General features: G+C 50.9%; 19 protein-coding genes. 9 read left to right on the top strand and 10 right to left on the bottom strand.

From position 1 onward, the window contains the following. Positions 1-59 precede the first annotated feature (59 nt). From AC1S52_RS19155 to AC1S52_RS19130, 6 genes are all read left to right on the top strand, one after another. Complete coding sequence (locus tag AC1S52_RS19155) at positions 60-833, top strand: 2Fe-2S iron-sulfur cluster-binding protein (protein WP_482030645.1); 774 nt, start codon at positions 60-62, stop codon at positions 831-833. Further along, entirely contained in the window at positions 830-1,822 is a 993-nt protein-coding gene (locus AC1S52_RS19150) for an FAD binding domain-containing protein (RefSeq protein WP_482030644.1), read from the top strand. Before AC1S52_RS19155 ends, AC1S52_RS19150 begins: the two co-directional genes overlap by 4 nt. Next, complete coding sequence (locus AC1S52_RS19145) at positions 1,819-3,933, top strand: xanthine dehydrogenase family protein molybdopterin-binding subunit (RefSeq protein ID WP_482030643.1); 2,115 nt, start codon at positions 1,819-1,821, stop codon at positions 3,931-3,933. Before AC1S52_RS19150 ends, AC1S52_RS19145 begins: the two co-directional genes overlap by 4 nt. A 154-nt stretch (positions 3,934-4,087) precedes the next feature. Beyond that, a complete protein-coding gene (locus AC1S52_RS19140; protein WP_482030642.1) occupies positions 4,088-4,462 on the top strand; it encodes a hypothetical protein in 375 nt (124 codons plus the stop codon). Positions 4,463-4,492: 30 nt separating this feature from the next. Then, entirely contained in the window at positions 4,493-5,650 is a 1,158-nt protein-coding gene (locus tag AC1S52_RS19135; protein WP_482030641.1) for an XdhC family protein, read from the top strand. After that, a complete protein-coding gene (locus AC1S52_RS19130) occupies positions 5,632-6,246 on the top strand; it encodes a nucleotidyltransferase family protein (protein WP_482030640.1) in 615 nt (204 codons plus the stop codon). Before AC1S52_RS19135 ends, AC1S52_RS19130 begins: the two co-directional genes overlap by 19 nt. On the opposite strand, the gene AC1S52_RS19125 is transcribed toward AC1S52_RS19130, so the two are convergent. Next, positions 6,230-6,367 (bottom strand): hypothetical protein, encoded by a 138-nt coding sequence (locus AC1S52_RS19125; RefSeq protein WP_482030639.1) that lies wholly within the window; start codon positions 6,365-6,367, stop codon positions 6,230-6,232. The two genes, AC1S52_RS19130 and AC1S52_RS19125, sit on opposite strands and share 17 nt — an antisense overlap. Between AC1S52_RS19125 and AC1S52_RS19120 the strand changes: the two genes are divergently transcribed. Beyond that, positions 6,366-7,223 carry a DUF1206 domain-containing protein gene (locus AC1S52_RS19120; RefSeq protein ID WP_482030638.1) on the top strand — a complete coding sequence of 286 codons (858 nt, stop codon included), beginning with the start codon at positions 6,366-6,368 and terminating at the stop codon, positions 7,221-7,223. The genes AC1S52_RS19125 and AC1S52_RS19120 overlap by 2 nt on opposite strands. A 66-nt stretch (positions 7,224-7,289) precedes the next feature. Here the strand turns inward: AC1S52_RS19120 and AC1S52_RS19115 are convergent, their stop codons facing one another. The 4 genes from AC1S52_RS19115 to AC1S52_RS19100 form a co-directional block, all read right to left on the bottom strand. Beyond that, positions 7,290-7,577 (bottom strand): hypothetical protein, encoded by a 288-nt coding sequence (locus tag AC1S52_RS19115; RefSeq protein ID WP_482030637.1) that lies wholly within the window; start codon positions 7,575-7,577, stop codon positions 7,290-7,292. An 83-nt stretch (positions 7,578-7,660) separates the two neighbouring features. Then, positions 7,661-8,692 carry a cyanophycinase gene (locus AC1S52_RS19110; protein ID WP_482030636.1) on the bottom strand — a complete coding sequence of 344 codons (1,032 nt, stop codon included), beginning with the start codon at positions 8,690-8,692 and terminating at the stop codon, positions 7,661-7,663. A 253-nt stretch (positions 8,693-8,945) separates the two neighbouring features. Next, positions 8,946-9,155, bottom strand: a complete 210-nt coding sequence (locus AC1S52_RS19105; RefSeq protein WP_482030635.1) for a DUF4058 family protein — start codon at positions 9,153-9,155, stop codon at positions 8,946-8,948. A gap of 91 nt (positions 9,156-9,246) precedes the next feature. Beyond that, positions 9,247-9,813 (bottom strand): Uma2 family endonuclease, encoded by a 567-nt coding sequence (locus AC1S52_RS19100; protein WP_482030634.1) that lies wholly within the window; start codon positions 9,811-9,813, stop codon positions 9,247-9,249. Positions 9,814-10,051: 238 nt separating this feature from the next. Between AC1S52_RS19100 and AC1S52_RS19095 the strand changes: the two genes are divergently transcribed. Next, on the top strand, positions 10,052-10,987 hold the full coding sequence (locus AC1S52_RS19095) for an ATP adenylyltransferase family protein (protein ID WP_482030633.1): 936 nt from the start codon (positions 10,052-10,054) through the stop codon (positions 10,985-10,987). Next, positions 10,980-11,720, top strand: a complete 741-nt coding sequence (locus tag AC1S52_RS19090) for a CADD family putative folate metabolism protein (RefSeq protein ID WP_482030632.1) — start codon at positions 10,980-10,982, stop codon at positions 11,718-11,720. Before AC1S52_RS19095 ends, AC1S52_RS19090 begins: the two co-directional genes overlap by 8 nt. Positions 11,721-12,066: 346 nt before the next feature. Here the strand turns inward: AC1S52_RS19090 and AC1S52_RS19085 are convergent, their stop codons facing one another. From AC1S52_RS19085 to AC1S52_RS19065, 5 genes are all read right to left on the bottom strand, one after another. Next, positions 12,067-12,396 (bottom strand): rhodanese-like domain-containing protein, encoded by a 330-nt coding sequence (locus AC1S52_RS19085; protein ID WP_482030631.1) that lies wholly within the window; start codon positions 12,394-12,396, stop codon positions 12,067-12,069. A 223-nt stretch (positions 12,397-12,619) separates the two neighbouring features. After that, complete coding sequence (locus AC1S52_RS19080; protein WP_482030630.1) at positions 12,620-13,156, bottom strand: DUF3122 domain-containing protein; 537 nt, start codon at positions 13,154-13,156, stop codon at positions 12,620-12,622. Between the two features lie 10 nt (positions 13,157-13,166). Continuing rightward, positions 13,167-13,457 carry an ArsR/SmtB family transcription factor gene (locus tag AC1S52_RS19075; RefSeq protein ID WP_482030629.1) on the bottom strand — a complete coding sequence of 97 codons (291 nt, stop codon included), beginning with the start codon at positions 13,455-13,457 and terminating at the stop codon, positions 13,167-13,169. Between the two features lie 438 nt (positions 13,458-13,895). Continuing rightward, the gene (locus AC1S52_RS19070) at positions 13,896-15,440 is read right to left on the bottom strand and encodes an FHA domain-containing protein (RefSeq protein WP_482030628.1); all 1,545 of its coding nucleotides are present in this window, start codon (positions 15,438-15,440) and stop codon (positions 13,896-13,898) included. Positions 15,441-15,575: 135 nt separating this feature from the next. Next, positions 15,576-17,270: a 4Fe-4S binding protein gene (locus AC1S52_RS19065; protein WP_482030627.1), complete on the bottom strand. Its 1,695-nt coding sequence runs from the start codon at positions 17,268-17,270 to the stop codon at positions 15,576-15,578. Positions 17,271-17,365 lie beyond the last annotated feature (95 nt).

Raw genomic sequence — 17,365 nt, 5'->3', positions numbered from 1 at the left:
CCCCCTTGGATAAACCTGTATAGAGATGAACTCTCCTAAATCGAGATTCCTTTATAGTCTTGACATACATAGTCTTGAAATTGATTGGACGCAAACCAAAGGTATTGCTGATGCATCCCCCCGAAAACGGCAAGAAACATAAATCGCGACGAAATTTTTTAGGGCAGGCGTTGACCGCAGCCGGAACAGCGATCGCGGCTCCTTCATTGCTCAATCAAGCTACAGCCGCTCAAACTGAAAAACCAGCGATCGCTCCTGGACAAGGTGAAATGTCTGTAACCCTTACTATTAATGGCAAGCCACAAACCCTGGCGATCGAACCACGGGTCACACTGCTGGACACCCTGCGTGAACGTTTGGGACTGACTGGCAGCAAAAAGGGCTGCGACCACGGACAATGTGGAGCCTGTACGGTTCTGGTGGATGGAGAGCGGGTCTATTCCTGCCTCGCCCTGGCAGTCATGCAGGAGGGCAAGCAGATTGTCACCGTGGAAGGGCTGGCAACGGGGAATAGCTTGCATCCTGTACAAACCGCATTTATTGAGAACGATGGGTTTCAGTGCGGCTACTGCACCCCCGGACAAATTTGTGCCTCCGTTGCTTTACTGGATGAAGTGAAACGAGGCTGTGCCAGTGCCGTTACAGCCGATTTGACCAATCCGCCCCGATTGGCGAATCTTTCTGAAACTGAAATCAAAGAGCGATTGAGCGGTAATCTCTGTCGTTGTAGCGCTTACAACGGGATTGTTGCAGCCGTCCAGCAGGCAACCGGACAAACGCCGCCTTCTCCTGCGGCGGCGATGTTAGTGCGTGAAGCAGGAGTATCAGCATGAGAAACTTCTCCTATGTCCGCGCCACCTCGGTCAAACAAGCCGTGCAGCAGGCATCAGCCAGTACCGATGCGATGTTTATTGCGGGTGGCACCAATCTGGTCGATCGCCTGAAGGTGTTTCTGGATGAACCCTCCCAACTAATCGATATCACCCGCCTGGAGATGACGCAGATTGAGCAGACGGGAGACGGTCTTCGGCTTGGTGCATTGGTCACCAACACCGCCGTTGCCGATCATCCCGAAGTCCGGCGTCGCTATCCCATGTTGGCGCGTGCCATTTTGCTTGGTGCTTCGCAGCAAATTCGCAATGTTGCGACGGTGGGCGGCAACCTGCTGCAACGGACACGCTGCCCCTATTACTACGACACCGCCTTTGACTGCAACAAGCGGCAACCAGGAGCAGGCTGCGCTGCGTTGACCGGCATCAACCGGGCCCATGCCCTGTTTGGAGCCAGCGATCGGTGTGTGGCAGTGCATCCCTCTGATATGTGCGTTCCTCTGGCAGTACTGGATACGATCGTGGAAGTCGAAGGACCCAAAGGCAAGCGTCAAATTCCGTTTACAGATTTCCATCGGTTACCGGGCGATACCCCGCAGCGGGACACGAACCTGGAACCGGGAGAACTGATTATGGCGCTGATTTTACCCCCTGCTCCCTTTGCAAAATCCAGTGTTTATCTGAAGTTGCGCGATCGCGCGTCCTATGCCTTTGCCCTGGTTTCGGTCGCAGCGGCAGTTGAGCTTGCGGATAACCGCATCAAAACAGCACGGCTGGCAATGGGCGGCATGGCGCATAAACCGTGGCGGTTTACGGAAGCGGAGTCATTTCTGACTGGCAAAGCGGCAACGACCGAAACATTTCAGCAGGCGGCAGTGATTGCGCTGCAAGGAGCCAAGCCGCTTGCCCACAACGGCTTCAAAGTTGAATTAGCCAAGCGGGCGATTAGACGCGCCCTCGCCGTTTCAGCCAAAGGAGGAGGGATTGCATGAACAAGGTCATTGGCACAGCGGTCAACCGCACAGACGGATACGCCAAAGTCACAGGCACTGCGACTTACTCGGCAGAGCACGAGGTCGCGGGACTGGTGCATGGGTACGTGGTCACAGCGACGATCGCGAATGGGCGGATCCGGGCGATCTACACCCGCGAGGCAGAAAAAGCACCCGGCATCATTGCCATCTTTACCCACACCAATGCCCCCAAAGTGTTCAAGCCCAGCAACAACTTTGCGACATCAAAAATCTACGAAGCCCGGTTGCCCCTGTCAGACGACAAGGTTCACTATGCAGGGCAAATCATTGGCTTAGTGATTGCAGACACGTTTGAACGGGCAAGACACGGCGCGCAACTGGTTCAGGTCGAATACGATACCCAGCCCCCCACAATCGAAGCTAAGAACGCCATTTTCAAGGAAGCCCCACCACAGATGGGAGAGGAGTTCAAGTTTACGAAAGGGAACTTTGCCGCTGGGATGGCAAGTGCCACTACGAAGATGGAGGCAACTTACACGACTTCAACGGAGCTACACGCACCGATGGAACCCCACGCCATCATTGCCCATTGGCAGGGGACAGATTCACTCACGGTTTACGAGCCATCTCAGTGGGTCGCCCTTAGCCAGCGCACCTATGCTGAATTGTTTGGGTTGCCCTCGGAAAAAGTCCGAGTCGTGATTCCCTACCTGGGTGGTGCGTTTGGCTGTAAAGCATTTCCCTGGTCCCACGGGATTTTGGCTGCCGCCGCCGCTCGCCAAATTAAGCGTCCGCTGAAGGTTGCCATGAGCCGCCGACAGATGACCGCCAACACAGGGCATCGGTCTGAAACAGAGCAAACGGTACGACTGGCCGCCGCCGCGGATGGCAGATTGAGCGCGATCGCACATGAGGTGAAATCTACCACCTCTCCGGTTGATGTCTTCGTTGAGCCTTGTACATCTGTCACGCCTGTCATGTATGCCGCTCCCAATCTGCTGCTCAATCAAGAATTGGCAGTGATGAATATTGGAACCCCGACCTTTATGCGGGCACCGGGAGAGAATCCGGGGATGTGGGCGCTGGAGTCGGCAATGGATGAACTTGCCTGGGCGCTAAAGCTCGACCCAATTGACCTGCGGCTAAAAAATGAAGCCAGGGAGCATCAGCGTAAAGGTTTACCATTCTCCGCCAAACATTTTGCCGACTGCCTTCAGGTTGGGGCAGAGCGGTTTGGCTGGAAGGACAGACCGCAGCCGCGATCGCTCACCCGCGATGGCAAACTCGTGGGTTGGGGTATGGCAGCGTCCACATTCCCTGGCTATCGGGGTACGACTGCCGCTAAGGTGCGTTTGCTACCCGATGGCAGCGTCCATGTCCTCACCTCTGGCAATGATATGGGGACGGGATCGTATACCGTCGTTGCGATGACCGCCGCCGAAACCTTAGGAGTCCCTGTGGAAAACGTGCGGGTAGAAATGGGCGACTCGCAGTTTCCCGATGGCGGCTTGGCGGGTGGTTCTCAGATGACTGCCTCTCTCGCCCCAACGATTATCAAAGCCTGTCAGGAGATTCTCAAAAGCGCTAACTGCACGACTGCCACCGAAGCCTGTGCAGGGCTTCAGCAGTCGGGACGGGCAGCGATCGAAGCCTCCGCCTCGTCCGCTCCCGGTGACGAAATGAAAAAATGGGCGTTTCAGTCCTGGGGTGCCCACTTCTGCGAAGTCACTGTTGATGAAGAGATTGGACGACTGCGGGTAACGCGCTGGGTGTCGGTCATGGATGTTGGTCGCATTATCAATACCAAAGCTGCTGCCAGTCAGGTGCGCGGTGGTGTGATTATGGGCATTGGTCATGCTCTGATGGAGGAATGCCATTTTGACCCTAATACTGGCTATCCCGTTGTCTATGACCTGGCAACGTATCACATCCCTGCCCATGCAGACACTCCCCGCATTGATGTTGCCTTCGTCGGTGAACCGGATCTGAATTTCAATCCGGCAGGGGTGCGCGGGGTTGGTGAGATTGGCATTACGGGGGTCTCAGCAGCGATCGCCAATGCGGTCTACCACGCAACGGGCAAGCGGCTCCGCAGTTTGCCACTCCTTCCCGATAAGTTGATTGCCTGAGATCACCCTTTGGGTGATTTCTACAAAAGAAAGGTATTGCTGAATAGATGCCCTCATCCCCAACCCTTCTCCCCAGGGAGAAGGGAGCTAGAAATCTTGTCCCCTCGCCCTTTGGGCTACTGTGTATACACAAGTGTGAAAGTTGAATCGGTAGGTGATCGCAGAGTCAACGGTGAATGCCAAAACCCTGCTTGGGGGGCTGCCCCCCAACCCCCCCGTGGCAGGTGACGGTTGCGTCCCCCGCACCCCCTCCAAAACGATGCGATCTCGTCGTCAATCGCAACCTTCATCCCACTGGGTCTTCAAGCAAGGGCAAACGGGTGGCAAGGGGAGTGGTTGGTTTTTGAAGTGGAAGCAATGGTTGACCGATTCTCGTCGCGCTAGACTTGAAGCCCCAACGCTAGACCCTTTCGGGGGGTTTGGGGGAGTTAGGACCCCAAGCGGCGGGGGACTGGGGGGAAGTCCCCCAGAGCCAGACTCCAACGAAGCCAAGATCTTTATACACGGTAGCCCCAAAGAGAAGGGTTGAAATGAGGGCTAATTAGTTACATATCGTGTCATGAAAGAATTACAAACTATCCTCAAAGCATTTGAACAGAGCGAGGGTTCTGGACAGCGATCGGCGATCGCTACCGTTGTCAAAACAATCGGTTCTGTCTATCGCAGACCGGGCGCACGCATGTTGTTGACCGAAACAGGGCAAATGGTGGGGGCACTTAGCGGCGGCTGTCTGGAAAGTGATGTGTTTGAACGGGCAAAGCCGTTGTTGCTTCAAGCGGCAAAGCCAATCACTGTGCAATATGACACGACTGCCAGTGATGACTTCATTTGGGGATTGGGCATGGGTTGTAATGGTGCCGTTCAAGTGCTGATTGAGTCGCTGCATCCAGAGTCTGCCAAGCGCCAGCTCGAAGTGATTGCAGACTGTTTTCAGCAAAATCAACCGGGCGCGATCGCTACGGTCTTTCACGTTGAAGGAGAGGTTGATGTCCAAATTGCAGATCGATTGTTCCTAAAATCTGACGGTACAATGGCGCATGGAATTGCGAATCCTCAACTGCTAAAACTTCTGTTGCAGGACACTTACAGAATACTTGCCGAAGAAAAAACTCAAGTCCTCACCTACGGGTTGGATCAGGGTTCTGTTGAAGTGCTGATCGAAGTTATTCATCCGCCTGTCCCACTGCTGATCTTTGGGGCAGGGTATGATGCCATTCCAGTGGTGCAACTGGCAAAACAACTTGGTTGGCATGTGACGGTGATTGATCATCGACCCGCCTTTGCAACCCGCGATCGCTTCCCCCAAGCAGATGAAATCATTCTCTGCCACCCGAATGAACTTGAAACCCATCTCACGTTACACGCACGCACGATCGCAGTCGTCATGACCCATCATTACCTGCACGATCAAACCCTATTACGATCGCTGTTAGCTTCTCCCATTCATTACTTAGGCGTGCTTGGACCGAAACAACGGACTCAGCAATTGTTGCAGGATTTACACCGGGAAGGATTTACCCCAACCCATGTTCAACGGCAACGCCTTTATCATCCAGTTGGGCTTGATCTAGGTGCTGAAACGCCTGAGGAAATTGCGTTGGCGATCGTGGCAGAAATTCAAGCGGTTTTAACCAACCGCAGCGGCGGGATGCTGAGAGATCGTAACGCTCCCATTCACGACCCCAATCCAGAGTGTCTATGTCTACCATCGGCTTAATCCTTTTGGCAGCAGGCGCTTCTACCCGGATGGGAACGCCCAAGCAATTGTTATCGTTTAAGGGGCGCAGCCTGTTGCGCTACATGGCTGAAGTGGCGATCGCCTCTTGCTGTGATCCAGTGGTGGTGGTGTTAGGTTCACAAGCTGAGCGCATGAAGTTAGCGGTTGAGACACTTGCCCTGAATATGGTTGAAAACCATCAGTGGACAGAAGGGATGGGTACTTCAATTTCCACTGGCATGACAGCGCTAACCGCAATCAACCAGAACTTGGATGCAGTAGTCATTGTCCTATGTGATCAACCGTTTGTTTCCGCTCCGTTACTGAATCAATTAGTCACGACCTATCAAACGACTCAAAGCCCAGTGATTGCTTCTGCCTACGCCAATACTGTCGGAGTGCCTGCCCTGTTTGATCGGTCTCTGTTTGCAGAGTTAATGATGATGCATGGAAATGTCGGAGCGAAGTATTTAATCAAGCAGCACGCTAAACAAGTTTTTCCGGTTTCCTTCCCAAAGGGAGCCATTGATTTAGATACTCCTGCCGAGTATCAGCAGTTATTACGAGACATGACAACGGTTAGAGCGATTGATTAGATGAGTCAACCACAACGGTTACACTCGCCGTTAACACTTTGCCATACCAGGTTTCTGCTATGCTGAACGCAGCTTGATTGGGATCACCCTGCAAACTCATAACCGGAAACGCAACAGTCATGAAGTGGCGGCATTCATCCACCGGAAACGCTGGACAGCAAGCGGAACAAGTAGCCAAACAGGTCGCAGCCAACCCTTGGATGGAACGGTCCGCCCGGCTAGGCTTTGCAGCCAAAGGGATTGTTTATGCATTGGTTGGCTTACTAGCAGCCCAGGCAGCATTTGGCATAGGCGGTAAAAAAACGGATACCGAAGGTGCCTTACGCACAATAGTCACCCAACCGTTTGGACAAGTTTTGCTAAGTTTAGTGGCGCTCGGATTGTTAGGGTATGCCCTGTGGCGATTGGTTGAGGCAGTTGCTGACCCGAATCACAAGGGCACCGATGTAAAAGGTCTGCTTCAGCGCTGTAGCTATGCAGGCAATGGTTTGATCTACCTCGGTTTAGCGCTAACCGCAGTACGAATCGTTTTGGGTACTGCCGATCGTAGTAGCCATGCCTCACAAGACTGGACGGCTCGCCTGTTAGCGCAGCCCTTTGGGCAGTGGTTGGTCGGCACGGTTGGGGCGCTGTTCATTGGGCTGGGTTTTTACCAGTTTTATGGAGCTTATAAGGCAAAGTTTCGGCGAGAGTTGAAGCTGGATGAAATGAGCCAAGCGGAACAGATCTGGACGACTCGTCTGGGCAGACTAGGGCTGGCGGCACGGGGTGTTGTTTTTGGAGTCATTGGTTTCTTTTTCCTTCAGGCAGCGCGGCAGTCTGACCCCAAGCACGTACAAGGTTTGGGTGGTGCTCTAGAATCCCTGGCACAGCAACCCTATGGGGCGTGGGTTTTAGGCATTGTGGCGATCGGTCTGATTGCTTACGGACTTTACTATATTGTGCAGGCACGCTATCGGCAGATTGGGTCTGCTTAAAAGCTGCTGAGGGGGTTGCTGGCTAAGTGCCTGTTCGTCCATCCCCTTACGGAAAATACCAAATGCTCAACCTGTACCCAGCGCTGGCATTGAAATCACCCGACTGATCACCCACCCAGCACAGCTTGGAGACTTCCGATAAAGACTGTACCCAAGCCAGCGTAGGATGGGCAAAGCCTGCGTGCCCATCACCAAACGTTGAAGTACCCAAGCCAGCGTAGGATGGGCAAAGCCTGCGTGCCCATCACGTTGAACTGACTCAAGGGTTCTACGGCTATCCATGTACCTCACTGGATTCAAAAAATGCTTACAGCGGTTGCCGATTGGATAAGCTACAAATTGTAGGGTGGGCATCGCCCACAAAGCGCCGTAGTCAAAGCTTTTGGAAAATGTGGGCAGTGCCCACCCTACTGGGAATTGCTGGATTCAAAAAACACTTAAATGGGCTGGCGCTTGAAACCAGAAACTCCACCTCTGGTAAACCAGTATTCCCAGTCCCCACCAGAAGCATAAGACCAATGGTTGAGGTCAAAGCCTCCACTGCCTTCAGGCGTTCCTGAAATCTTATAGACTTTAACCGCCTGCCCGTTGTGATTCCAGATTAAGGGCAACCCTGGTTGAATTTGCTCAGGTACCGCTCCTTGAGTTTGCAAAAAATAGGCATCTTGCCCTTGGGTAGTGCCATTGCCAAACACCTTTGCAATTCCCTTTTGATCGATCGCAACAAAGGCACCTTCTTCTAAACCAATCCCATAAACGGGTAGTTGATTGCCATTGTCATGCACAATTCTAGCCAGGAACCCAAACAGTCTCCCATATCGTGTTTCAGGATGGTCTTTATCCAGGCGATCGAGATGGGTGTCAGTGATGACCTGTTTGAGTAGTGGGACTTTAATAAAATCACTCCGATAAATATCCTTCGTATTGTGGTGAAACGGATTATTCAAAATTTCTGAACTCAGTACGCCTTCATGGGCAGGAACATAGTAGAAGTCGCCTAGAATAGCCATCCCAGCACTGGTTCCGGCGACAGGTACCTTTTTGCGATTGATTAAGTTATTGATCGCATCTTCTACGGCTGCCCCTTCCCAATAATCTTCATACTCGTTTTGATTGCCCCCCGCGATAAAGAGGGCATCGGCATTGCGAATATGTTGAATGACCGCTGGACTGTTCGCTGCGGCTCGACTATCGATCGACAGTTCAGCCGCGGAGGCGATCAGATCTCGATAGCGATCGCAGATCCAGGCGGCTTGGGAACCCGTCCCACCGGAGCGGACTACTAAATAATTGCCCCCATCTGCTCGTTTCAGAAACCATTGAGTCGCGGCATCTTCTCCCAATCGCCCCCCTTCGGCACCACCGATTAACAAAATGCCAGCCGTTGGTTTGGCATCGGTATTCTTTTCTGTCCCGCATTCAAGCCGATAATCAAAGCGATCGCGATTATCATTGAGTGTATTGGTCATATCACTCACCTTGTTGGTATCGGTTACCTCAACATCAATTTTTTCACAAAGAACTGGCTAATTCTCTACTTCCCATTCTTCGTAGCAAATTTTCATTATCTGGGCGATCGCCTCATTCCACCCATCATTCATTCAAAACCCATTGTTGACGATCTAGGTTGCCCTCACTGACCTCGCAATGGAGTCAGAAGTTCATCTACCCATTGTTGATCAGCCGATGACAACGCAGGCGGCGGCACTGGGCGCTGATATCCTAAGCGGTATTCATAACCCGCCTCGTCAGAACGGGTAGTAATGTCTGCAAATCCACGGTGGGAAGACTATCCTCCGCCTGCAATGGTAACGGAAAACTGGGAATCGGTTCTCGTAGATTAAATCCATACAAATCCGCCACCGGACGCTGTTCACTGCGACTGACCAAAATTCGATAATTCCACGCCTCTTCGACTCCATCCATCGGCATCAGCACATCGCTTCACAACAGATCAATCTCGATTAAATGAGTGCAGCGAAACCCAAAAATCAAAGAGCCTTTACGTGGAAATAGCGATCGCTCAAAACTGTACTTTTTTATAAATAGTTGTTAACTCAATTTGAAACGATATGGAAACTGAGGTCAGTACAGCATCCATGCTTCCAAATTCCGACAAAAGCCATTTGTTATCAGCCGTCCTGACACAATGCTCAACATGAACTCTACTCTGGTCAACCAGAATGTATTCCTGGAAACTGGGGAGCGATCGATAAAATTCAAATTTCTCGCCTCGATCATAGTTCTTAGTCGATTCTGAAAGAACTTCTACAATCAGCAATGGGTTTGTAATGGTATCTTTTCGTCCTTCTGCAAGGGCTAGTTCCCCAGCAGTCACCATCACATCTGGATAGGTGTATAGCTCTACTTGTGGTATCCAGAGGCGCATATCGCTAATGAACACATCGTAGGCTTGATCAGCTAATGCGGTATTAAGGGCTGAACCAAAATTGACTGCGATGCGGTTATGATTGGGGGTGCCTCCTGCCATTGGAAAAATTTGACCACTGTAATACTCGCTCCGGTACTCAGCCGCTTCCTCTATTGCCAGATACTCTTCTGGGGAATAACATTGCTCTTTAGCCTGCATGGCTCTTTTGCCGAAAGAGTGCTTTTGTTCAGTGTATAGCAAATGTTCAGGTGCCAGGTGTCAGGAGGTGGTTAGGGGAGGAAAGCTGCTAGTTTTTGGTTGTTAGTTGTTAGGAAGGGGAAAGAATTCAGGAGCCAGGGGTTTGGATTCATTAGCCAGGCGGTAGATGGCGGAAGGGGGTAGGTGGTAGCTTGGGAAAGCAAACAGCCAGTCGCTATTAACGAACAACAAACAGCCCATGTCTGTACCAACTAGCCTTCTGTCACCGGGAACGTTATGGAGCAAAGTGGTTGAGCGGACAGAACATGCGCTCAGGTGCGGTGCCCTGAAATCGATTCCAACAACCTATGAATTGGTGGAGCAGGACGGCATTGAGTTTATTGTTCGCATGTTGGCGAATCTTGCCCGTAAGGAAGAGGCTAAACAGCAGCAGGCACAGGTGTCTGCTCAGTCGCAGCAACCATTTAACCCGTTTTTACCCTATGAGGAAGACCTGTTTGTTGCCGACCTGTCCGAGACTCACCTGTGCCTGCTGAATAAATTCAACGCGGTGGACTATCATCTGCTGATGATTACCCGTGGGTTTGAAGACCAGGAGAAGTTACTGACGCTGGAGGACTTCGTAGCAACCTGGGTTTGTCTGGACGAGATCGATGGTTTGGTCTTCTACAACGGTGGGCAAAAAGCGGGTGCCAGCCAGCGTCATAAGCATCTCCAACTCATTCCCTTACCGATGCTGCCAGAGGGTCCGGCTGTTCCGATTGAATCCGCCTTGAAAGCCGCAGACTTTCCCCGTGCCATGGGCACTACTGCCCTGCTTCCGTTCCGACACGCGATCGCCCGCTTCACCTTTCAACCATCCGACTCCCTTCTGAAGCGGGCAGAAATCACCCTGGAGTTCTATGACCGTTTGCTGGCGGCAGTCGGTCTGGCGCGGGACAATACGACCGATGGATGGCAGGCGGGATCCTATAATCTGCTGATCACACGGGAGTGGATGCTACTGGTGCCGAGATCGCAGGAAAAATTTGCGGCGATCGCCGTCAACTCCCTGGGGTTTTCGGGAGCGTTGCTGGTTCGCAACGAACCCCAAATGAGGTTCTTGAAGGAAGTGGGTCCAATGGCGGTGTTACAGGGTGTTGCCCTACCGTCAGAGACTCCTTATAGTGAATAAGATTCCTGCTTACATACCCGGTGGAGGACGCATGGCAATTCGTGAACAATTAAAGGCAACCGTTGATCAAAACCACCTACTGACCCACCCCTTTTACGTCGCCTGGACAGAAGGCAAGTTGACCCGTGAGCATCTGAAGCATTACGCGATTCAATATTTTCGGAATGTACTGGCGTTTCCCACCTATCTGAGCGCGGTCCATTTCAATACCCCTGCATTTGATAGTTCCATCTCAGCCCGTCAAGAAATCCTGGAAAACCTGATTGAGGAAGAGCGGGGCGAAAACAACCACCCAGCCCTGTGGAAGCGGTTTGCCCTTTCCCTCGGTGCCACCGAAGCAGAACTAGCGGAGACTGCCCCCCTGCCGACCACCACCAATCTGGTAGACACCTTCCGCAGCCTGTGCCTCAATTCTCCGTTCTATGCTGGTTTGGCGGCACTATACGCCTACGAGTCTCAAGTTCCCGAAGTGGCTTCCGTCAAAATTGACGGTTTGAAGCAGTTCTATGGCATGACCAACAGTGAAGATTACCAGTTCTTTACGGTGCATGAGAAGGCTGACGTGTGGCACACGGAGGCTGAACTAAAGCTAATTGAGCAACATGCCAATACATCTGAAAAGCAGGCAGAAGCCCTGGAAGTGGCTGAAAAGGCAGCTACGGCTCTATGGCAATTTCTGGATGGGGTTTATGAAACCTACTGCGGCGACCTACAGGTAGAAGCAGCGGCGTAGATAGGGACTACTCAGACCTCCGGAATCTCAAACTTGACTTTCATTAGTGTTTTGGTTGCCAGGCTCGCCTGACAATGTTTGTTGCAAGCTCCAGCTTCCCCTGCTGGTTTGGAGAAGCTGGAGTTTCTCTGGAAGGGTTACAAAGCAGAAGCTTCGTAACCAGAAATTTGCTTAATTCGTTTGCCCAGGGGTGCCATCTTTCAAGCCACCAATCAGCCCCCCTGAAACCAGTATTAACCCCGCCAGCAACCCGAAAGTTCTGATTTTACGAAGCTGGAAAAAAGGTCTGTAAGGGAGGATGAAATCGCTTGTCCATCACCATCATTCCATCTCCTAATGGTTATGCTTAATTGCCACGCTGCAAAGGATAGCCCACATGCTGCCAGGCTAACGTTCCCCCTTTCAGGTTGTAGACCTGGTGATAGCCCTGGGTTACCAACCATTGGGCAATGATTGCGCTTCGGTGTCCTGAGAGGCAGGTGACGGCGATCGCTTGATCTTTAGCAATCTCTTCAAGAATGCGCTTTTGGTTCAACCGCCGTGCTCCCGGAATATGTCCTAGCCAGTATTCCAACCAGTCTCGCACATCAATGATCAGCAGTTGATTCTGACGTGATCTCAATTGAGTCGGAGAGAGCAAAACTGGGTTGTCAAATTGTTTTTTAATTGATTTCATTTTTATTCCCTAAACTTTCAAACTCTGCTTATAGCGGTTTTGAATCCAGTGAGGTACATGGATAGCCGCAGAACCCTTGAGTCAAACAGATGAGATATACCTCACCCAGAAAGGAACCGCTATATACCCATTCTCTTTGAAGCTGCACAGAAGAAAGCTTGGTAGACAAGACGCTTAAGCCCATTGTTAAGTGCAAACTCATATTGAACTGGTATTATGACAATTATTCGGAGCTGAAAACGGTTTGCCATTCTTGAACTAACGACGGTGGAACCGATAATAGAACTGCTTCATCCTGAAGGGTGGGCAACGAAAGCTTTAAAGGAATTTCTGCCTGTAGCTGCGGTAGTAGGGGTTGAAGGTCGTACTGACCGACATTGGGTTGGGGTGTTGCTGCATCCGTAAACAGGTTGCGCTCGTCCTTGAGAGCGGTTAGGGTTTTGCCCAGAGAATCCATTAAGGTCAAAGGCTGGGAACGATCAATTTCAACCACGTTGGGAAAGCCAACCAACCGCAGGTTAAAACTGACCGGACCATCAGCACGAGTGCGCTTGAAAGCGATCGCCTGCCAGGTGTTGCCATGCTGATCTTTGAGGGCTTGTCGCGACTGATATACTATCTGTCCCGGTGCTTCCTCCAGTTGACGGATGGCGGCGGTAGCACTGGGAGCATTTAGCATTCCCATCCCCAATAAAACACCGAGGACAATTGCTCCGACCAATAATAGCCAGGCAAAAAACTTCCGAATTTGACATTTCATAATAGGCGTTTTATTGATTCTTGGGAGATCTGTGAACATGAGCGCATAAAGCAAGCAATTCCGTATCAATTACCCGGTAATAGCGCCAAACCCCTTCCCGGCGGCAAACGACAACCCCGGCATCTTTCATCAATCGTAAATGTTTGGAGACATTGCCCTGGAGTAACCCAGTGCGATCGCAGATTTCCTGCACACTCCTTTCCTGATTGCACAGTACCACCAGAATTTGCAGCCGGGTGGGTTCTGCCAGGATCTTGAACCGGCTAGCAAGTTCCTCTAGTTCACCAAGTTTGAACACCATTTCCATATCACTTACAATCACGCCTCTTCATCCTTTTACCTGAATTGGCTCTAGCATAGGGTTCCGAAGTAACCATTGTGATGGGAACTCGATCGCGTAACCCTCTCTGTTGTAGAGTATGGTTGCAATTGTGACTCCATAAACGACAGGAACAGGCTGATGAACACCATACTGCCCGCAACCAGACATCACTTGCAGACAGAGCAAAGTTCAAGGTTGCTAGGATCGTCCATCGGCTTTTAGCATTGAACTCTCAAAAGGGCTAACATCAAAAATATCACCATGCGGTTATATAGTCAAATAATTGATTTTGGTGTGTGCGATTGTGGAAAAACCTCTCCCAATTCTGGCTGGGAGAGGGATTTAGGTTCTAGAGCTTTGCTCTTCTCGAAGAGTGGGTAGAGCGGGATAACGAACAGCAGATTGGTTGGACCTTGACTAAACATCAATCTCCAGTTCGTCGGCGGGGTAAGCGACACATGCCAGGGCATAGCCTGCTTCCTGGTCGGCGGCGGTCAGGGCAGTAGGTTGAGTGTCATAGCGCACCTGTCCCTGGCAGACCTGCACCTTACATGCTCCACACGCCCCCATCCGGCAGGCACTCCGAATTTGAATGCCTTCCTGCTCTGCAACCTCCAAAATTGAGGCACTACCATCGACAAATACCTCCTGCCCAGATTTGGTAAACCGAATCACAGGGTTCGTCTGTGCCGGAATAGATCTGTCGGAAATTGGCTTATTTAGCTCATCAAGATACTGACCATTACCGTTGTTAGAAACTGCAATCCCAGATTGGGATGGATCGATCGCAGAAGACAAAAGCTCTCTCTGAGCAGGTTTTGACCGCTTGTGACCAAAACTTTCTTCCTGATAGTTCTGCATGGGAAATTGCAGCCCTTCCAGGAGCGATCGCACATCTCGCATAAATCCTTCTGGTCCACAAACATACACCGCTCGTTCAGGCAGATCGGGGGCAACCATTTGCAGCAAAGATTCAGAGATCCGCCCGGTGAGTCCCATCCAGGAACGTCCGGGGGACTGTTGAGTGAGCGTCACGGCTAGATGGAAATTGGGCATTTGGGCAGCGATCGCCTCTAACTCACTGCGAAACACAATATCGTCTGCTGTACGGGCACTGTGGACAAACACCACGTCACAGTCTGCCAGGGTATCCTGAATCCAGCGAGTCATGGACATCATTGGGGTAATGCCACTCCCCGCTGAAATGAGCAGCAGTTTGGCGGGCAGGGGTAGACAGGTAAAGCGCCCTACAGGACCACCGATAAGCTTCAAGCGATCGCCCTCCTGAAGATGATCATGTAGCCAATTGGAAACCAGACCTGGGGGCAACGCTGGGTCTTCCACAGGGCTGGCAACCCGTTTTACCGTCAAGCTGAGATGGTAAGGGCGCGTCGGAGATGAAGAAATAGAGTAGGAACGAATAATCGATTTCCCATCAATAGTCACCTCCAGGTTAACAAATTGCCCTGGCAGATAATTGAACAGAACAGGCGGCTCTGCCATGAAATAAAACGTTTTGACATCCGGTGTTTCATCCACGATGCGACAACAGCGACACAGCAAATCTTCATTGCTCCACGGTTTTTCTGGCTGTTGGAAAACAGGGTAAGCACCTGAGTTAGAAACAGCCGAATTAGAGGAGAGCGCCATCACTTCTTCCACATGTAGAAAGGTTTCCCCAAGCTGAAGCAAATCTCCAGGGCGAAGGCGGTGCCTGTCCTTAGCCGTAACCATTTTGCCATTCAGTAACGATCCAGAGGTGCTGTCATTATCTACAAAATGATAGACATCATCAGCGTAAACAATTCGTCCATGAATCCGGCTGACTTCGGGACTGGACAAAACCAGATCACAGGTAGAATTGCGTCCAACCAACCATTCCTGCTGCCCCGGATAGGACTGCTCTAACCGGTGATGTTGAAATTGTTGCTGCTCAAAGTTAACCGATTTCAGGATCAACATGCGTTTAACCTCCTTTGGTGGGCATTGCCCACCCTACACAAGATTGCTTACATGGAAGCTGCGACGATATCTCTAACTCTCAACTTTCAACTTTCAACTTTCAACTCTCAACTCTCAACTCTCAACTTCTATCCCCTACTCTCCCGATTTTCTAGACCGTCTAGCAATTGTGGTAGCTAAGGTATCGACTTCGTGAAACTGGGATACCTGAGATGGGGAAGAAGCGAGGACTTCCGGCTTTGTAGATGCGATCGCTTCAATCGTGGCGAAGTGATCGGAATCCTTAAGTTGCAAATCTTCTCGTAACTTTCGACAGAACTCAAAACTACCAGAAACATCAGTTGTTTTCTGACTTAACAAATCCAGGACGACACCAATATAGGTCTGTAGCCGCACTCGTTCAGAAACTCCTTGCATCACTTTCACCAGGGTGTAAATTTCATCGGGGGTTAACTCGTCTAAAGAACGCCCTTCCAGCAAGCTGGAATCAATGGATAGTTTTTGCAGTTGTTGACGCAAGCTGTTCGCCATGTTTTCCCGTTCGTACTGGGCGCGGGTACGTTTAAGGGTGCGATACAGCCAGACAGAACCAACCAGAACAATCAGCGCGTTAAAGGTCAGCAGGGGATAGAGGGGCAGCCGGTTCAGGGAAGGACGCGCTCCATAGGAAAAGAAGGTCCAGAATGACCCTACAGTAAACAGCGTAAACGTCAGGTGTTGAGCCTGTTCTGGGGAGATAGGACGACCTCGCCACACCACCAATCGGCGGCAGAGTTTTTCTAGAATGAAACCAATGGTCACTGTGATTGCAATCAGAACACCAAAGGTAATAAACACTGCGATCGCTTTTGGGATGGGAATGGCATAGCCATAGATGTAGAAGCCAGTGTCAAACACTTTGGCAATTTGATCATTCTCACGAGTCCATGCACCGGAGAAGTAGTAATCCCAGTTCCCAGCATAGAGCAAGTAATACAGGTAAAAGGCAATGACCATTCCTAGATAGCCATACTGAACCAGCCGCCGCCCTGGCTTTTTCAGCTCTACCCAATAGGTCTTTTCAGCATCAATATCAAAGCAAGCTACCTTACAACCAACACATGCACTGAATTCCTTACCTGTTTGAGCGTCAACTGTGCGACACATGGACTGGGTGATGGCTGGTTTCTGTTCTCGAAAGGTCTGGCTCCCCAGTAGCGATCGCGGTCCTGTATAAATCTGCTGCACAGGTGCCATTGGGCAAAAATAATGGCACCAGCTTTTGCCTGCATACAGATAACCGATCAGGATTGCACAGAGTATGGTGGCAATCAGAAAACTACCTAGAGCCATGCGATCGGAATTGATGAATAAAATGCGAATTCCCAATCCCAGGACGAATAACCCAAATTGAAAGTACAGATGATTTCGCCCTAGCCAGGAAGTTTCGGCGATCGTCACCACTTCCCAACGCACTTCACCTGTTACCGGATCACGGGTTTTTCGTTTTCGTTGAATTCCTAGCGCCCGCGGAATTTGGGACAGAAAAGATAAAGGACAAATTCGCCGCCAAAACTCATGTCCAAACACCAGCAGAATAAAGATTGCCGCTGGTACAATCATCGCCCACCAGATCAGCGCACTCATTGAAAATGGTACTTGTAACAGACAGTCATTCCGAATTGCAATGCATCGATCGGGATCGATCCGAAACGGACTTGCCAGATTATCCGGCTGCGTCCACATCGGCGTAATTGGGTCATAAAACAGCGATGCAATCAATAAAAACCATCCCAGGGTCAATACCCAGCGGATACTATGCATCGTTTTCTCAGAAACTTTGTGCAACATAGGGCACCTCTTGTGTGAATTGGGGAAGGGAGGAGAAGAAGTTTTGAGTGGAGAGTTTTGAGTTTTGAAATTGACAAGCGGCAGAAAATGAAAGG

It is taken from the genome of Kovacikia sp. CALU 1929, assembly GCF_056784235.1.
This window is presented reverse-complemented; position numbering and strand designations above follow the sequence as displayed.